The 15373-nt window shown below is 63.2% G+C and carries 17 protein-coding genes; 8 read left to right on the top strand and 9 right to left on the bottom strand.

Going from position 1 to position 15373, the window contains the following annotated elements:
• From rpsD to J0I79_RS07290, 3 genes are all read left to right on the top strand, one after another.
• Positions 1 to 513, top strand: a 513-nt coding sequence (gene rpsD / locus J0I79_RS07280; protein WP_292856089.1) for a 30S ribosomal protein S4, incomplete at its 5' end; no start/stop codon positions are given.
• Between the two features lie 134 nt (positions 514 to 647).
• A complete protein-coding gene (ttcA, locus tag J0I79_RS07285; protein ID WP_292856090.1) occupies positions 648 to 1535 on the top strand; it encodes a tRNA 2-thiocytidine(32) synthetase TtcA in 888 nt (295 codons plus the stop codon).
• Entirely contained in the window at positions 1525 to 2352 is an 828-nt protein-coding gene (locus J0I79_RS07290; RefSeq protein ID WP_292856091.1) for an inositol monophosphatase family protein, read from the top strand. The genes ttcA and J0I79_RS07290 overlap by 11 nt, the downstream gene beginning before the upstream one ends.
• A 32-nt stretch (positions 2353 to 2384) precedes the next feature.
• Here the strand turns inward: J0I79_RS07290 and J0I79_RS07295 are convergent, their stop codons facing one another.
• Together J0I79_RS07295 and grxD are read right to left on the bottom strand one after the other, a co-directional pair.
• Positions 2385 to 3608, bottom strand: a complete 1224-nt coding sequence (locus J0I79_RS07295; protein WP_292856228.1) for a multidrug effflux MFS transporter — start codon at positions 3606 to 3608, stop codon at positions 2385 to 2387.
• Between the two features lie 209 nt (positions 3609 to 3817).
• On the bottom strand, positions 3818 to 4153 hold the full coding sequence (gene grxD, locus J0I79_RS07300; RefSeq protein WP_095806028.1) for a Grx4 family monothiol glutaredoxin: 336 nt from the start codon (positions 4151 to 4153) through the stop codon (positions 3818 to 3820).
• 233 nt (positions 4154 to 4386) lie between these two features.
• On the opposite strand from grxD, the gene J0I79_RS07305 reads away from it, so the two are divergent.
• The 4 genes from J0I79_RS07305 to J0I79_RS07320 are packed head-to-tail and all read left to right on the top strand — an operon-like array spanning position 4387 to position 8217.
• On the top strand, positions 4387 to 5352 hold the full coding sequence (locus J0I79_RS07305; RefSeq protein ID WP_292856092.1) for an ABC transporter substrate-binding protein: 966 nt from the start codon (positions 4387 to 4389) through the stop codon (positions 5350 to 5352).
• A 50-nt stretch (positions 5353 to 5402) separates the two neighbouring features.
• Complete coding sequence (locus tag J0I79_RS07310) at positions 5403 to 6380, top strand: iron ABC transporter permease (RefSeq protein WP_292856094.1); 978 nt, start codon at positions 5403 to 5405, stop codon at positions 6378 to 6380.
• Positions 6377 to 7414, top strand: a complete 1038-nt coding sequence (locus J0I79_RS07315) for an iron ABC transporter permease (RefSeq protein WP_292856095.1) — start codon at positions 6377 to 6379, stop codon at positions 7412 to 7414. The genes J0I79_RS07310 and J0I79_RS07315 overlap by 4 nt, the downstream gene beginning before the upstream one ends.
• 8 nt (positions 7415 to 7422) lie before the next feature.
• Entirely contained in the window at positions 7423 to 8217 is a 795-nt protein-coding gene (locus tag J0I79_RS07320) for an ABC transporter ATP-binding protein (RefSeq protein WP_292856096.1), read from the top strand.
• Here J0I79_RS07320 and J0I79_RS07325 read toward each other — a convergent pair.
• The 6 genes from J0I79_RS07325 to J0I79_RS07350 form a co-directional block, all read right to left on the bottom strand.
• Complete coding sequence (locus tag J0I79_RS07325) at positions 8207 to 8884, bottom strand: class I SAM-dependent methyltransferase (protein ID WP_292856098.1); 678 nt, start codon at positions 8882 to 8884, stop codon at positions 8207 to 8209. The two genes, J0I79_RS07320 and J0I79_RS07325, sit on opposite strands and share 11 nt — an antisense overlap.
• 68 nt (positions 8885 to 8952) lie before the next feature.
• The gene (locus tag J0I79_RS07330) at positions 8953 to 9684 is read right to left on the bottom strand and encodes a class I SAM-dependent methyltransferase (protein ID WP_292856100.1); all 732 of its coding nucleotides are present in this window, start codon (positions 9682 to 9684) and stop codon (positions 8953 to 8955) included.
• Between the two features lie 33 nt (positions 9685 to 9717).
• Positions 9718 to 9951, bottom strand: a complete 234-nt coding sequence (locus J0I79_RS07335; RefSeq protein WP_056562227.1) for a BolA family transcriptional regulator — start codon at positions 9949 to 9951, stop codon at positions 9718 to 9720.
• 111 nt (positions 9952 to 10062) lie between these two features.
• The gene (locus J0I79_RS07340) at positions 10063 to 10578 is read right to left on the bottom strand and encodes a hypothetical protein (RefSeq protein ID WP_292856103.1); all 516 of its coding nucleotides are present in this window, start codon (positions 10576 to 10578) and stop codon (positions 10063 to 10065) included.
• On the bottom strand, positions 10575 to 12806 hold the full coding sequence (purL, locus tag J0I79_RS07345) for a phosphoribosylformylglycinamidine synthase subunit PurL (RefSeq protein WP_292856105.1): 2232 nt from the start codon (positions 12804 to 12806) through the stop codon (positions 10575 to 10577). The genes J0I79_RS07340 and purL overlap by 4 nt, the downstream gene beginning before the upstream one ends.
• 161 nt (positions 12807 to 12967) lie before the next feature.
• Complete coding sequence (locus J0I79_RS07350) at positions 12968 to 14374, bottom strand: PLP-dependent aminotransferase family protein (protein ID WP_292856107.1); 1407 nt, start codon at positions 14372 to 14374, stop codon at positions 12968 to 12970.
• A gap of 93 nt (positions 14375 to 14467) precedes the next feature.
• Here J0I79_RS07350 and J0I79_RS07355 point away from each other — a divergent pair, with 93 nt between their 5' ends.
• Positions 14468 to 14719, top strand: coding sequence for a DUF1127 domain-containing protein (locus J0I79_RS07355; protein ID WP_292856108.1), 252 nt, complete (start codon positions 14468 to 14470; stop codon positions 14717 to 14719).
• A 9-nt stretch (positions 14720 to 14728) separates the two neighbouring features.
• Here J0I79_RS07355 and J0I79_RS07360 read toward each other — a convergent pair whose 3' ends face one another.
• On the bottom strand, positions 14729 to 15370 hold the full coding sequence (locus J0I79_RS07360; RefSeq protein ID WP_292856109.1) for a Pr6Pr family membrane protein: 642 nt from the start codon (positions 15368 to 15370) through the stop codon (positions 14729 to 14731).
• Positions 15371 to 15373 lie beyond the last annotated feature (3 nt).

Raw genomic sequence — 15373 nt, forward strand, 5'->3', positions numbered from 1 at the left:
CAGCACGGCCAGCGCCGCAAGGGCAAGCTTTCCGACTTCGGCCTGCAGCTGCGCGCCAAGCAGAAGCTGAAGGGTCACTATGGCGACGTTTCGGAAAAGCAGTTCCGCAAGGTCTATGAAGAGGCGAACCGCCGCAAGGGCGACACCTCGGAGAACCTGATCGGCCTGCTGGAGTCGCGTCTGGATGCGGTCGTCTACCGCGCCAAGTTCGTGCCGACCATTTTCGCCGCCCGCCAGTTCGTCAACCACGGCCACGTCAACGTCAACGGCAAGCGCGTCAACATCGGCTCGTACCGTTGCAAGCCGGGCGATGTCGTCGAAGTGCGCGAAAAGTCGAAGCAGCTCGTGATCGTGCTGGAATCGGTTGCGCTCGCCGAGCGTGACGTGCCGGACTACATCGAAGCCGACCACAACAAGATGGTCGCGACCTTCTCGCGCATCCCCGGCCTGTCGGACGTTCCGTTCGCCGTGCAGATGGAGCCGAACCTGGTCGTCGAATTCTATTCGCGCTAAGCGAAAGCTTTCACGGTATCTTGGAAAGGCCGCCCTCGGGGCGGCCTTTTTGTTTGGCGCATCCGCTTTGCCGTTTCGATTTCCCGGCCGATGCGCTAATCCGGGCGGAAATCACATTCTGGGGCCGCCGCGCCATGAACATGCTGCCAGACATCGAGACGCTTGAGCCGGCCGGCGAGGGCGGCTGCCACCCGCTCTTCGCCGAGGTGCCGTCCTCGGTCGAGTTCAACAAACTGCGCAAGCGCCTGCTGCGGCTCACGCGCCAGGCGATCGAGGATTTCGCGATGGTGGAGCCGGGCCAGCGCTGGCTGGTCGCATTGTCGGGCGGCAAGGATTCCTACGGACTGCTGGCCCTGTTGCTCGACCTCAAATGGCGCGGGCTGCTGCCGGTTGACCTGCTGGCCTGCAATCTGGATCAGGGCCAGCCGAATTTCCCCAAGCACATCCTGCCCGACTATCTCAACGCCAACGGCATTGCGCACCGTATCGAATACCAGGACACCTATTCGGTGGTCACCGACAAGCTGCCGCAGGGGAGCACCTATTGTTCTCTCTGCTCGCGGCTGCGGCGTGGCCATCTCTATCGCATCGCGCGCGAGGAGGGGTGCTCCGCGCTGGTTCTCGGTCACCACCGCGAGGACATTCTCGAAACCTTCTTCATGAACCTGTTTCATGGCGGCCGGCTCGCGGCCATGCCGCCCAAGCTTCTCAACGACGAGGGCGACGTTATGGTGCTTCGCCCGCTGAGCTATTGCGCCGAGGCCGATCTGGAAAAATTCGCCGCCGCGATGCGGTTCCCGATCATCCCTTGCGACCTCTGCGGCAGCCAGGAAGGACTTCAGCGCAACGCCATGAAGGCCATGCTCGAAGACATCGAAAAGCGCATGCCCGGCCGCAAGGACACGATGATCCGCGCGCTGTCCAATACCAGGCCATCGCATCTGCTCGACCGAAAACTGTTCGATTTCGCCGCCCTCAACCACAACCTCATGACAGGACAAGACGCTTCCGATGACATTTGACGATACCGCGATCGACTGGCTGGCCGGCTTACTGGCCGAAGCGGCTGACGCCGAGATCATGCCGCGTTTTCGCCGGCTGGGCGATGGCGACATCAGGCAGAAGACCTCCGCCGCCGACCTGGTGACGGAGGCGGATGTCAATGCCGAACGCTTGATCACCGCCAGGCTGCGCCAGCGCTACCCCTCGGCCATGGTTGTCGGCGAGGAAGCCTGTTCCGACAATCCGGCGCTGCTCGATGGCCTGGGTGATGCTGATCTCGCTTTCGTCATCGACCCCGTCGACGGCACCTTCAATTTCGCCTCCGGCGTGCCCTTGTTCGGCGTCATGCTTGGCGTCGTGGTCCGGGGCGAGACGGTTGCCGGCATCATCCATGATCCGGTCGGCAAGGATTGGCTTATCGGCGCCAGGGGCGCCGGCAGCCACATCCGCCACGCGCATGGCGCCATCGAGAAGGTGAGGGTTGCCGCGCCGGCGCCGATATCGCAGATGACCGGCGCCGTCTCCTGGCAATACATGGCAGAGCCCGACCGCACGCGCCTTGCCTGCAACCAGACCAAGACGCTGTCGCAGTTCAACTACCGTTGCGCTGCGCATGAATACAGGCTGCTGGCGAGCGGGCATGGCCATTTCGTCGTCTACAACAAGCTGATGCCATGGGATCATCTCGCCGGCGCGCTGATCCATGCCGAGGCCGGTGGCCATGCGGCGCGCTTCGACGGCAGCGCCTACTTGCCGGCGCATGTCGGTGGTGGCCTGCTCGTGGCGCCCGACAAGGAAAGCTGGCAGGAACTGCGCCGTGAGCTGTGGGCGGCTTGAGCCGCCCGCCCGACTTCAAGGCTGGCCCGCGCTCAATGCAGGTCGGTGACATGCCCTGAAACGGGTGGATTGTGCGGCTGGAACATCCGGCCGCGCTCGGCAATGAGGATCATCAGCAGCGCCGCGACGGAGACGCTGCAGAAGCCCGCGGCAAGCGGTGTCACCGTGCCGTTGAAGGCCTGGCCGATGAGCGCGCCGATGATGGCGCCCAGAAACGTCTGCATGAAGCCCAGGATGGATGCGGCCGTGCCGGCGAGTTCGCCGAGAGGCTCCATGGCCAGCGCATTGAAATTCGCGCCCAGTCCGCCGAACGGCAGCATCGCGCCAGCGAAGAAGGCAATGAACAGCCAGAGCGGCATCTTCATTTCGAGCGAGACGACCAGCCAGGCAAGGCTGATGCAAAGGAACACGAGCAGCGCGCCTTGCGACAGCCGGCGCATGCCGATCCGTCCGACCAGCCGCGAGTTGAGGTAGTTCGAGAACGCGAGCACGCCGGCAACGCCGGCGAAGATGACCGGGAACAGCTCGCCGACATGGAAGATGTCGACATAGATCTGCTGTGCCGAGCTGATGAAGCCGAACATCGCCGCGAAGATGAACGTGCTGGCAAAAGCGTAGCAAAGCGTGAGGCGGTTGGTGAGCACGATGCGGAAACCGTCGACGACCGAGCTTACCGTCAGCGGCCGGCGATATTCCGGATGCAGGGTCTCCGGCAGGCGCAGCAGCGACCAGGCCGAAATGACAAGCGCGCCGACCGCCATGGCCACGAAAATCCAGTGCCAGCTGGCAAACAGCATGATGAGCTGGCCGATACCGGGCGCCACCACCGGGATCGCCATGAACACCATGAAGATCAGCGACATCACCTCGGCCATGCGCCGGCCTTCGAATGTATCGCGAACGATCGAGACGGCGATGACGCGGGTCGCGGCGGCGCCGAAACCCTGCACGAGCCGGCATGTGAGCAGGATCGCGAAACTCGGCGCGATGGCCGCGGCGCCCGCGGCGGCGACATAGACGATCAGGCCGAAGACCAGCGGGGCGCGACGCCCGTACCGGTCCGAGATAGGTCCGAAGAAAAGCTGCCCGCCGCCGAAGCCGAGCATATAGGCTGTTATGACATACTGGCGGTGGTTCTCGCTCTCGACGCCGAGCGAGGCGCCGATCTGCTGCAATGCCGGCAACATGATGTCGATGGCCAGCGAATTCAGCGCCATCAGCGCCGCGCAAAGCGCGATGAACTCCCAGCGAGGAATGGGCAGTTTGCTTGCCGGGGGCAAAGTGCCTGCCTGTTGCGGCGCTGTCGATTGCTGATCCACGGCAAGTCCGATCTCTCAAACGAAAATGCGCCGGCGGGCCGGCGCATTGGCTCGTCTCGGTCCCGGATTCGGGACATAAAATTGCCGAGGTGGGGCAGCCCCGGATTGCTCAGGACATATCGATCAGGACATGCCCAAACCTGAAATCAGGCCGCGCCTTTGACGCTGACGCCCTTCTCGACCAGGAAATCCTGCAATTCGCCGGCCTGGAACATTTCGCGCACGATGTCGCAACCGCCGACGAATTCGCCCTTGACGTAGAGCTGCGGAATGGTCGGCCAGTTGGAATAGTCCTTGATGCCCTGGCGCAGTTCGGCGGAATCGAGCACGTTCACGCCTTTGTAGTCGGCGCCGATATAGTCGAGGATCTGGACGACCTGACCCGAGAAGCCGCACTGCGGGAAACCGGGCGTGCCCTTCATGAAAAGGACGACGTCGTTGCTCTTCACTTCATTGTCGATGTAGTCGTTGATGCCGCTCATGGACGATCCTTTCACGCCTGTGGGAGTCAGGCTCGAAGCATGTCCCTCAGATAAACCCATAGGTTGCCCGAAACAAGACATTAGCCGCGCCATGGCCGAAATGGCGCAAAGAATGGCCTGATTTGGGCCAAGGCAAAGCCATCACGCAACAAGTCATCACGCAAACATGATTGTTAATATCATGTTTTGGCATTACTGCATGTCCGCAACCAACCAAAGTAGGGATGTGCGTGATGCGGAATGTTTCTCGATGCGTTTTTGGCCTCGGATTGGCCGCCTGCCTGTTGGCCGGTGTGGCGCTGGCCGAAGACGCAAAAACCCAGTCCGTCGTTGACGATCGCGGCGTCACGGTCGAGCTTCCAGCCCATCCCGCGCGGATTGCATCGATTTCCTATTTCGCCACGGATGTCGCGTTGGCGCTTGGCGTCAAGCCGGTCGCGACGACATACATGGTCGCGGGACGTTACCCCGACTTTCTGCTCGGCCTGACGAAGGACATCGAGCAGATAGGCCAGCGTGCGAAACCCAATCTCGAACTGCTGTCGCAGGCCAAGCCCGATCTCATCATCGCCATGAAGCGCTACACCATCGGCAATGCCGAGCAGCTGCAGAAAATCGCTCCCTACGTCGCCTATAACATGGAGCTTTTGAGCGAGAGCTACAGCGAGGTGGCCGAGCTTTCGAAGATCATGGGAAAGGCGGAGCGCGGCCAAGAGCTCAACGCCGAGTTCAAGAAACATCTGGCGGAGTTCGCCGGGCGGGCGCCGAAGGATGAGCATCCGCGCTTCCAGATCATGTGGGGCGGCGACACGCCTTTCTCGTTCCATACCGAGAACACGGCGGCTTCCATTGTAGCCGCGCTCGGCGGCGACAACATCGCCGGCCCGATGACGCCGGGTGGCCATTTCGGCATCGAACTCAGCCTGGAAACCATGCTGGAGAAGGACCCGCAGGTGATCTTCGTCATGGATAGCGGCCCTGACCGTCCGCACGAGAACAACCCGATCTGGAGCCAGCTCTCGGCAGTCAAGAACGGGCGCGTGCACTATGTCGGCGACGAGTGGGCCGAAACCAACGGGCCGATCGGCCGCGAGATCGTGCTGCGTGAAGCGGCGCACTATCTTTATCCCGACACGTTTCCGGAAGTCGACGTGAAGGCCGAGGCCGCAAAGCTCATCCCCGCCGACATGCGCCAATGACGTCAGGCCGGACAGCGCGGCCGCCGGCACATCACCTCCGAGCCTTGACGGTGACGGCGGCGATAACAGTCATTTCCCTTCTGGTTATCGCAGGCGGGTTGACGATCGGCACAAGGCCGCTTGCACCGCAGGCGGTGATGTCGGCTCTGTTTACGCCCGATGGCAAGATCGATTCGATCCTGGTCTGGACGCTCCGGCTGCCCCGCAGCCTCGCGGCCTTTGTCGGCGGCGCCGGCCTCGCTGTCTCCGGCTATCTCATGCAGACACTCACCCGCAACCCGCTTGCGGGGCCGGAACTCACCGGCGTCAGCGCAGGTGCCGTGGCGCCGATCGTCTTCTGCTTTGTGTTTCTGCCCTGGCTGTCGTCCGCGCTCTATCCGTTCATCGGCATGGCCGGTGGGTTGGCCGGCGCATCCGCCACTTTCTGGATCGCGCGGGGAGGGAGGGGAAGGCCGCTGCATCTGGCGCTGGGCGGCATCAGCGTTTCCCTGTTCCTTGGCGCGATCACGACATATGTGCTGCTCCTCAGCGGCCCCCAGGTGCCATCCTTGCTGTTCTGGCTGTCGGGGGGCTTTCAGGGCCGCTCGTGGCCGCAACTCGCCTATATGGCGCCATGGGTGATTGTCGGTGTCGCGGGCGCGCTGGCCTGCCATCGCGTGCTCGATCTGCTTGCGCTGAGCGAACAGGCGGCGGCGGGCATGGGCCTGCGGCTGGCGTTCTGGAAATCCGCCGTGCTGTTTCTTTCCGTGCTTCCGGTTGCGGGCGTCGCTCCCGTGGCGGGCCCGGTGGCTTTCGTCGGTCTGGCGACGCCACATATCGTGCGCTTGCTGCGGCCCGGTTCGCCGGCGTGGTCGATCGCGCTGACGGTCGCGCTTGGCGGCTTGATGACGGCAAGCGCCGATATTATCGCGCGCAGTGTTGCCGCGCCCAAGGAGATTCCCGTCGGCATCATCACGGCGCTGATCGGTGGGCCGGTGTTTATCTACCTCGTCCAGCGCCGCGATGGCGCGCGAGCGGGTGGGCTATGACGGCGGCAACCCAGGCCTCGCAGCGCGCAGCTTCAGGCTGGCTGGTGCTGGCCTTCGCCGGCATGGCCGTACTGTCCCTGGCCCTCGCCACCTTCCTCGGTGTCGTCGACCTGCCGCCATCCGACGTCATCGCCGCGCTTGCCGGGCACGGGTCGAGCGAGGCGCGCTCCATCATCCTCGACATCCGCCTGCCGCGGGTCGTCACCGGTATCCTGGCGGGCATCCATTTTGCCGTGGCGGGCCTTTTGCTTCAAACGATCACGCGAAATCCGCTGGCCGATCCATCGCTGATGGGGATCTCGCAAGGTGCGATGCTGGCCGTCAGCGGCTTTCTGGTCTTCACGGTGTATGTTCACGATCCCGGCTCCAACACGCTGCAGGCGCTGCCGCTCGGCTGGCTGCCGGTGATCGGCACCATCGGCGGCATGCTTGCCGGTGGCTTCATCTATGCGATCGCCTTTCGCCGCGACCTCGGCCCGCTGCGCATCACGCTCTGCGGGATCGCGGTGGGTGCCGTTCTGCATGCCATAGGCATCGGGATGATCGCCGGCTGGGGATCGGCGCGTATCGAGGTTCTCCTCGAATGGTTCTCGGGCAGCCTCTATGCGCGCAACTGGCAACATGTGGTCTTTCTGCTGCCGTTCACCGTGGCCGGCCTGGCTATCCTGCCGCTGGTCAGGCGACCGCTGGCGCTGCTTCGGTTCGAGGCGACCGTTGCCCGTTCCTTCGGGCTTTCCTACCGCCGGCAATTCTCATTGGCGCTGCTGATCGCGTGCGTGCTCGCCGCCAGCGCCGTCGGTGTCGTTGGCCCCGTCGTGTTCGTCGGGCTCATCGTTCCGCATCTGGCGCGCTTCATTGCCGGCCGGCGCTTCGACCTAGTCCTGCCGCTGACGATCGCCTTGGGGGCGATATCCGTAACGCTGGGCGATCTGGTGGGCCGGCTCCTGGGCCAAGCCGAGGAAATCCCCATTGGCGTCATCACGGCTGTCTGCGGCGTGCCCGTGCTCGTTGCGCTGCTGCGCAGAACCGCGTGAGGTATCCAATGCTTTCCTGTTCCGGGCTGTCTGTCTCGTATGGTCGTCGTAAAGCATTGAGTGATTTCAGCCTCTCGCTGGCTCCCGGCGAGATAAGGGCGCTGATCGGACCAAACGGGTCCGGCAAGAGCACGGCTCTCCAGGCGCTGGCCGGTTTGATAAGACCCGCGGCGGGAAGTGCTGCGATCGGCGACCGGGCGGTTGCCTCGATGTCACGCCGCGAGATCGCGCGCCATCTGGCATTCCTGCCGCAACAGCCCGTCGCGCCCGACGAGATGACCGTCGAGCAACTGGTGCGCCAGGGCCGCTTCAGCCATGTCGGCCTGTTCAGGAGCTATGGCCCACGCGACGATGAGGCCATTCGCTGGGCCTTGGAAAGCACCGGGCTGGCCGACTTCGCGGACAGGGGATTGCGCGAGCTTTCCGGCGGCGAACGCCAGCGGGCGTGGATATCGGCGGCACTTGCCCAGGAGGCGCGGATCTTGCTGCTCGACGAGCCGACCTCGTTCCTCGACATAGGCTACCAGATCGAGGTGCTCGATCTGGTCTACCGCCTGAGCCGGGAGCGCGGCGTCGGCATCGTCATGGCGATCCACGATCTCAACCAGGCCATGTCGATCTGTGACCGCATTTCCCTGTTGGAGAAAGGCAGGCTTGTGTTCGACGGACAGGCGCAGGCGCTGGCCGAAAGCGGGCTGATCGAGAAGGTGTTTCGCGTCGAGGGGCGCTTTGTCCAGCTCTCGCCGGAGTCGGCGCCTCATTTCGACGTTCACCTGTCGCGCTGGCGCGCCGTCACGGCTTGACCAGCCGGTACACGATCTTGGTGCGGGTATAGTAGTCGAGCGCGTCGGCGAAATTGGGCATCCAGCCGTCGGGCACATAGGGGATGAAGCCGTCGAATCCGAGCCTGCGGGCCGAGACCGTGAAACCGGCAGCCGCGAAGACCTGTGCGTAATCGTTGATGGAACGGTCCTGGACGACCGTGTTCGTGCGTTCGGCGACCAGCTTGCGCCAGCTTGGCCAGAGCGGATTGTCGGTGTGGCAGCCGGTGATGGCATAGTAGGTGCCTCCCGGTTTCAGCGCCCGCCAGATATCGCCGGCATGCTCCTCGATATCGGCTACCAGATAGATCACCTCATGGCTGAAGGCGAGGTCGAACTCCTCGTTCCAGCCGGGCAATCGCGAACCCGCCTGATACTGGATCGGCAGATTGCCTTTCAGCGCATTCGCCCTGGCGATCGACTGCTCGGCGATATCGATGCCGAGCGCTTTGCGAAAGGGCCGCATCGCATGGAGGTGGCGCAGGAAGCCACCCTGGTTGCAGCCGAAATCGAGAATGGCTTTTCCCGAGAGGTCGCGTTCGGGCACCAGTTCGATCAGGTGCCGCCAGATCGGCGCATGGCCGTCGGCCATCGCGTCTTCGGCGTCCGGATCGATATACCATGTCGATATTGTCGGAGCGCCATTCATGCGGGCTTGATCCTTACTCGCGTGCTCAAGTTTTTAGTTGTGGATGTCAGGAGCGCAACTATCCCGTTCTATTTTTTTATTGCGCGAACGCAAATGAACGCGGGTGCCAAGCTCAGTTCGGCAAAATGCCTCGGATCGACCGTTTGCATTTCGGGTACCGGAAGCGGCTCGACGAAACGGTCGAGCCTCCAGCCAGCATCGACAAGACCGTTGATGATATCGCCAAGCGGTCTGCGATAGGATTCCACATAGGGATTGGGTTCGCCAAACCCGCCCCAGTACATGCCCCACCGATTGGTTTCAAAATAGGTCTTCTCGCCTCTGGCGAGGGTATCTGCCCAGTCCCGCATGGGATGCCCCATGGAAAAGACCAGCCAGCCGCCCGGCCGGGCAATGCGATGGAATTCGTCGAACACTGGTCGGAGATTCTCGACATAGTCGAGCGCCAGCGAGCACAGCACGCCGTCGACGGTATGGTCTACAATCCAGTCCAGCGGCTTCGACATGTCGCCTTCGCGAATCTCCACTCCGAGTCCGGCGCAGCGTTGCCGGGCAAGGGCCGTCATTTCCGGCGTGACGTCGAAGGCGCGGACATGCGCGCCGGCACGCGCTAGCTTTTCCGAGCAGATGCCCGAGCCACAACCTGCATCGAGAATGTCGAGCCCCGCGACATCGCCGACGAGGGCCAGGGAGGCCGGGCGTTCATAGAGCGCGTTGTGCGGCTTGGTTGGAGCAAGCGCATCGTAGCGATCCGCAAACGATGCATAGGCTGGCTTGGCGATCGGCATATCGCTGGTCATCTTAGCCGTCCCTGCGATGGGAGTGAAAATACCTCAGTCGGGCACGCTGGTCTGCAGGGCAAGGGCATGCAGCACGCCGCCCATGTTACCCTTCAGCGCGTCATAGACCATCTGATGCTGCTGGACGCGGCTTTTTCCCCGAAAACTCTCGGCCACGACTTCCGCCGCGTAGTGGTCGCCATCGCCGGCTAGGTCGCGGATCGTCACCCTTGCGTCCGGGATGCCGTCCTTGATCAGTTTTTCGATGTCGCGGGCGTCCATTGCCATTCTACAATTTCCTGTGTCGGGCGGGCGGCGCTGCGGCAACCCGTGCAATGAGAGTCGGTCAAGCCTAGAGACTTTTCCGTCCGGATTGAAGCCGTTCCGTCCGATTGACGGTCAGGAGATGGTCCCGCCCTCGTCTTGCACGGGATCATCCTCGCGCATCGAAAAGGCGCGGCCGAGGCTGAACACTAGTATGTAGAGCGGAATGTTGAGCACCAGATTGACTATCGGCAAGTAGCTCGTCATCCCCCAGGCGGATGAGAAGAAAGGTTGGCCGTAACCATCGCAGGCAAGCGAGGAGCCATACTCCCAGAGCGCGCCGATGACCGCCGCGGCGAGGAAAAGCTTGATGCAGGTGACAATCCGCTTCGCTCGTGCAGGCTCCGGCAGAATGCGGTTCCAAAGCACCAGGCAGATGATCGGAATCGCATAGATCAGGTTCTGCAGAGCCAGCATCGGCAGCGTGCCGTTTGCCATGGCCAGGAACTGCTCCCGTCTTTCCAGGAGCGGGCAAACCTGGCTCGACGTCGTCGACAGCAGGAAGAAGACGAACGGACCCAGGCACCAGAAGAAGAACAGCGACGGCCAGAAAACGACTGCGAGCAGCGCCCGGACGGCCAGTGCGTTCAACTGGCCTGATCCATGAAGCGGGGGAACCAGCCTTCATGCGCGGCGGTCAGGTCGGCAACCGGTATTGCCTTGGCATCGCCGAGCTTCAGCGTGTTGCCGCCGGTCGAACCGATCCACGGCGCGAAGATGCCGAGTTCGCCTTGCCGTTTGCGGATGGCGTCCCACTCCTGGCCGTGAGGGTCGATGGAAAGCGTCAGCAGATAGCGGCCCTGGTCCTCGCCGAACCAGACCGGGATAGGGTCGGTGCCGACCAGGCCGGGAATGGTCGCGCCGATGCCCGACGCCATCGCCATTTCGGCCAGGGCGACAGCGATGCCGCCATCGGAAACATCGTGTGCCGCGGTGACAATGCCGGACGCGATCAGGGCGCGCACATGGTCGCCGACACGCTTCTCATGGTCGAGATCGACCGGCGGCGGCGGGCCATCGGTGCGGCCATGGATGTCACGCATGTATACCGACTGGCCAAGATGCGTGCCCCAGGAGGAGGGCGCCCCGACCAGCAGGATCATCTGACCTTCGGCCGCGAAGCCGATGCGCACCATCTTCGACCAGTCGGCGATCAGCCCGACGCCGCCAATGGTCGGCGTCGGCAGGATGCCCTGGCCGTTGGTCTCGTTGTAAAGCGAGACATTGCCGGAAACGATCGGGAAGCCGAGCGCGCGGCAGGCGTCGCCGATGCCTTTCACCGCGCCGACCAACTGGCCCATGATCTCGGGCCGCTCGGGGTTGCCGAAATTGAGATTGTCGGTGGCCGCCAGCGGCTGTGCGCCGGTGGCGGTCAGGTTGCGCCAGCATTCGGCGACAGCCTGCTTGCCGCCCTCATAGGGGTCGGCCTCGCAATAGCGCGGCGTCACGTCAGAGGAGAAGGCAAGCGCCTTAGTGGCATGGCCCTCGACCCGGACCACGCCTGCGTCGCCGCCGGGAAGCTGCAGCGAATTGCCCTGGATAAGCGTATCGTACTGTTCCCACACCCAGCGGCGCGAGGACAGGTCCGGGCCGCCGAGCAGCTTCAGCAGCGCATCGGCGACATCGGCCTGAGGAACATCATTGGCGGCAAGCGGCGCCGGCTTCTTGGGCTCGATCCAGGGGCGGTCATATTCCGGCGCCTTGTCGCCGAGATCCTTGATCGGCAGGTCGGCGACCTGCTCGCCCTGATGCAGCACGCGGAAGCGCAGATCGTCTGTGGTCTTGCCGACGATGGCGAAGTCGAGCCCCCATTTGTGGAAGATCGCTTCGGCTTCCTTCTCTTTCTCGGGGCGCAGCACCATCAGCATGCGCTCCTGGCTTTCCGAGAGCATCATCTCATAGGCGCTCATGCGCTCCTCGCGCACCGGCACCTTGTCGAGATCGAGTTCGATGCCGAGGTCGCCCTTGGCGCCCATCTCGACCGCCGAACAGGTGAGGCCGGCCGCGCCCATGTCCTGGATGGCGATGACGGCGCCCGATGCCATCAGTTCCAGGCAGGCTTCCAGCAGGCATTTTTCGGTGAAGGGATCGCCGACCTGCACGGTCGGGCGCTTCTCGTCGATCTTGTCATCGAATTCGGCCGACGCCATGGTGGCGCCGCCGACACCGTCACGCCCGGTCTTGGCGCCGAGATAGACGACCGGCAGGCCGACGCCCTTGGCTTCGGACAGGAAGATGGCATTGGTCTTGGCCAGGCCTGCGGCAAAGGCGTTGACCAGGATGTTGCCGTTGTAGCGGGCGTCGAAATTGACCTCGCCGCCCACTGTCGGCACGCCGAAGGAATTGCCGTAGCCGCCGACGCCCGAAACCACGCCGGCGACGAGATGCCTTGTCTTGGGATGGTCCGGCGCGCCGAAGCGCAAGGCGTTCATCGCCGCGATCGGCCGCGCGCCCATGGTAAAGACGTCGCGCAAGATACCGCCGACACCGGTCGCGGCCCCCTGGTAGGGCTCGATGAAGGAGGGATGATTGTGGCTTTCCATCTTGAAGACGACGCAGTCGCCGTCGCCGATGTCGACCACGCCGGCATTCTCGCCCGGACCCTGAATGACCTGGGGCCCCTTGGTGGGCAGCGTGCGCAGCCATTTCTTCGAGGATTTGTAGGAGCAGTGCTCGTTCCACATCGCCGAGAAGATGCCGAGTTCGGTAAAGCTCGGTTCGCGGCCGACCAGGTCGAGGATGCGCTGATATTCGTCGGGCTTGAGCCCGTGGGCGGCAATGAGCTCTGATGTGATCGGCACGGAATTAGAAATGGTCATGGGCGGTGATGTATGTCCATGGAAGCGGGGATTTGAGTCCCCTCTTATTGCAAGCCGACAGGGCGATACACCCATGGATTGACGAAAAACGCAGGAAAACCGGACAAAGCGACAGGGTGGTCCGGCTAGGTCGATATCCTGCGGCTGCGAAGCAATCCGGTTCAGGAAAAACTGTCGTAACCCGCCCGGCCTTCGTCCAGCAGACGCCTGATCACCGCGACGCCGCCGGCGATATCCTCGCGCCGCCTCGGCTGCGAAACGCCGAAGCGCACACCGTGGAAAACCCGCTCCGAGCGTCCCGCCTTGAACTCGTCTTCATCGTCGATAAGCACGCCGTGCTCGAGGCAGGCATTCTTGAACGTGCCGGAAAGCCAGGGGTCGGGCAGGGTAAGCCAGACGAACGGCACTTTGTCGTGTGCCTTGAACGAGAAGCCTGCCAGGCTCTCGCGTACGATGGAGATGCGGGCACTGATCTCGGCGATGCTGCGCTTGCGGATGTCGCTGGCCTGACCCGACAGCACCAGCCGCGCATTCACCTCGGCCAGCAGGAACGGCATGCCGCCGGTCATCATCTTGTGGGCGACGCGGATGCGATGGCGATAGGCGGGCGGGCAGGAGAGCCAGCCGCCCCGCAATCCGGCGGCCACCGATTTGGATAGGCCGCCGGCAACGATGGTTCGCTCCGGCGCATATTCGACGAGCAACGGCGTCGGATCGTCGGTCAAATGGCCGTAGAGATCATCCTCGATCAGGATGACATTGTAGTCCCGCGCGACGCGCGCGATCGCTTCGCGGCGTGCCGCCGACAAAGTGACAAGGGTCGGGTTCTGCGCCGTCGGTATCAGAAACAGCATCCTGGGGTGCTTCTGTGCGCAGACACGCTCGAAATCGATTGGATCAAGGCCCTCATCGTCCGACGCCACCAGCGCGGTACGCCGCCCGATCAGCCCTGCGCTGCGGGAAATCTGCGAGTAGGTGAGGTGCTCGAAGGCGACATAGTCGCCCGGCGCGGTGAGCGCCGCGATCACGGCCATCACCGCTGCATGCGTGCCGAGGGTGGGGACGATGGTATCGGCCGTTGGCAGAAACGAATTGCGCGACAGCCACCGGGCACCGGCTTCATACCAGCGGTCCGGAAAGTCGCGCGTGTAGCTGGAAATCTCGTGCGGATGGTCTTGTGCCGTCCGCGAAAGAACGTCGGCGACGATGGTGCCCTGGCCGATGTCGGGAGCCGCCGTGCTGTCGAAGCGCAGCTTGTCCTTGGGGGCATCGACATAGCGCGTGCCCTCGACACTCACGTCCGAGGCTTCCGGCTGGGCGCCCGGACTCTGCCCGAGCACATAGGTGCCGCGGCCGACTTCGCCGCTGACGAGACCGCGCTCGCGCAGCAATTGATAGGCGCGGCCGACCGTGCCGACAGTGGCGCCTATGTCGTAGGCGAGGTCACGCTGCGGCGGCAGTTTTACCCCCGCGCCGATCACCCCCCGATCGATATCGGCTTCAATGGAGTCCGCGAGGCGCTGATAGAGCGGCCCGGAGCCCGTCAGGTCTGGAATCCAATTTGTCATGGTGACAATTTTGTATATTGCACCGTCTTGTGAGTCAATACATATCACGATTGCGTCAAAAAAGGTGCAATTGACAATTTCGGCAGAAAGACAATGGACACAATCGCAACAATCCGTCACCCGGCAACCGAATTGCTCGGCCAGTCCGCCCGCCCATCAGGCCGGCGTGGTTTCGTCGGCCGCTTTGTGCAGGTGGTGATGTCGCTGGCGAAATGGATCGACCATCTGCTGGAACGCCGCCGCAGCCGGCTGGCATTGCTCGAGATGACGGATGATCAGCTCAAGGACATCGGCATCTCCCGCTGCGATGCCCACCGCGAGGGTATCAGGCCGTTCTGGGAGTAGGAACTGGCCCTATCCTGCGCCTTTGGTCCTGAGGCTCGCGACGCCATGATCGGCGAGCACCGCGACGGCGCTTATAGCAACGAACAATGCGGTGATGGCGAGCGCTGACACGGCGACACTCTCGATGCCGTTCTTGGCGACATCCAGGAACGGGTAGGGCACCTCGCCGGCCAGCGGTGCCCGCGCCAGAACATAAGCCAGATAGGCGATGGGGTAGAGCATCCACCAGGAGATGTCGCTCCATCGCGTCCTGCCATCGGTGCCAGATATCAGCCACCAGAGTACGAAAAGTACTGGCGTCACATAATGCAGCAGCACGTCGCAAAGCAGAAACAGACCTTGCGGTTGCCAGAGCGGGGCCAGAACCGTGGCATAGACTGTCGACACCAGGGTGATCGAAACCGCCACCCCGGCACGCATGCGTGATCTCGCAAAGGCCGGCAGCCAGGCATAGCCGGTGGACGAGAGCAGTGCGGTATGGACGAGCACTGCGCCGATGTTGGTCAGGATGGTGAAAAAGCTGAAATAGAAGACAACAGAGCCGAGGAAGCTTCGGCCTGCCGCCATCGATGCCGGGATGGTGATCGCCAATTGCAACACAAGCCCGATCAACCCGACGACCAGCCCCGCGATCTGCAGGAACCGGCCCATCGC

The sequence above is a fragment of the Mesorhizobium sp. genome, assembly GCF_017306585.1.
Taxonomy (GTDB): Bacteria; Pseudomonadota; Alphaproteobacteria; order Rhizobiales; family Rhizobiaceae; genus Mesorhizobium.

Excerpts from the sequence above, each read along its gene's own strand:
- J0I79_RS07315 (WP_292856095.1), top strand. The coding sequence starts at position 6,377 with ATGACGGCGGCAACCCAGGCCTCGCAGCGCGCAGCTTCAGGCTGGCTG.
- J0I79_RS07330 (WP_292856100.1), bottom strand. The coding sequence starts at position 9,684 with ATGACCAGCGATATGCCGATCGCCAAGCCAGCCTATGCATCGTTTGCG.
- ttcA (WP_292856090.1), top strand. The coding sequence starts at position 648 with ATGAACATGCTGCCAGACATCGAGACGCTTGAGCCGGCCGGCGAGGGC.
- purL (WP_292856105.1), bottom strand. The coding sequence starts at position 12,806 with ATGACCATTTCTAATTCCGTGCCGATCACATCAGAGCTCATTGCCGCC.
- J0I79_RS07290 (WP_292856091.1), top strand. The coding sequence starts at position 1,525 with ATGACATTTGACGATACCGCGATCGACTGGCTGGCCGGCTTACTGGCC.
- J0I79_RS07360 (WP_292856109.1), bottom strand. The coding sequence starts at position 15,370 with ATGGGCCGGTTCCTGCAGATCGCGGGGCTGGTCGTCGGGTTGATCGGG.
- J0I79_RS07355 (WP_292856108.1), top strand. The coding sequence starts at position 14,468 with ATGGACACAATCGCAACAATCCGTCACCCGGCAACCGAATTGCTCGGC.
- J0I79_RS07350 (WP_292856107.1), bottom strand. The coding sequence starts at position 14,374 with ATGACAAATTGGATTCCAGACCTGACGGGCTCCGGGCCGCTCTATCAG.
- J0I79_RS07325 (WP_292856098.1), bottom strand. The coding sequence starts at position 8,884 with ATGAATGGCGCTCCGACAATATCGACATGGTATATCGATCCGGACGCC.
- grxD (WP_095806028.1), bottom strand. The coding sequence starts at position 4,153 with ATGAGCGGCATCAACGACTACATCGACAATGAAGTGAAGAGCAACGAC.
- J0I79_RS07305 (WP_292856092.1), top strand. The coding sequence starts at position 4,387 with ATGCGGAATGTTTCTCGATGCGTTTTTGGCCTCGGATTGGCCGCCTGC.
- J0I79_RS07320 (WP_292856096.1), top strand. The coding sequence starts at position 7,423 with ATGCTTTCCTGTTCCGGGCTGTCTGTCTCGTATGGTCGTCGTAAAGCA.
- J0I79_RS07335 (WP_056562227.1), bottom strand. The coding sequence starts at position 9,951 with ATGGCAATGGACGCCCGCGACATCGAAAAACTGATCAAGGACGGCATC.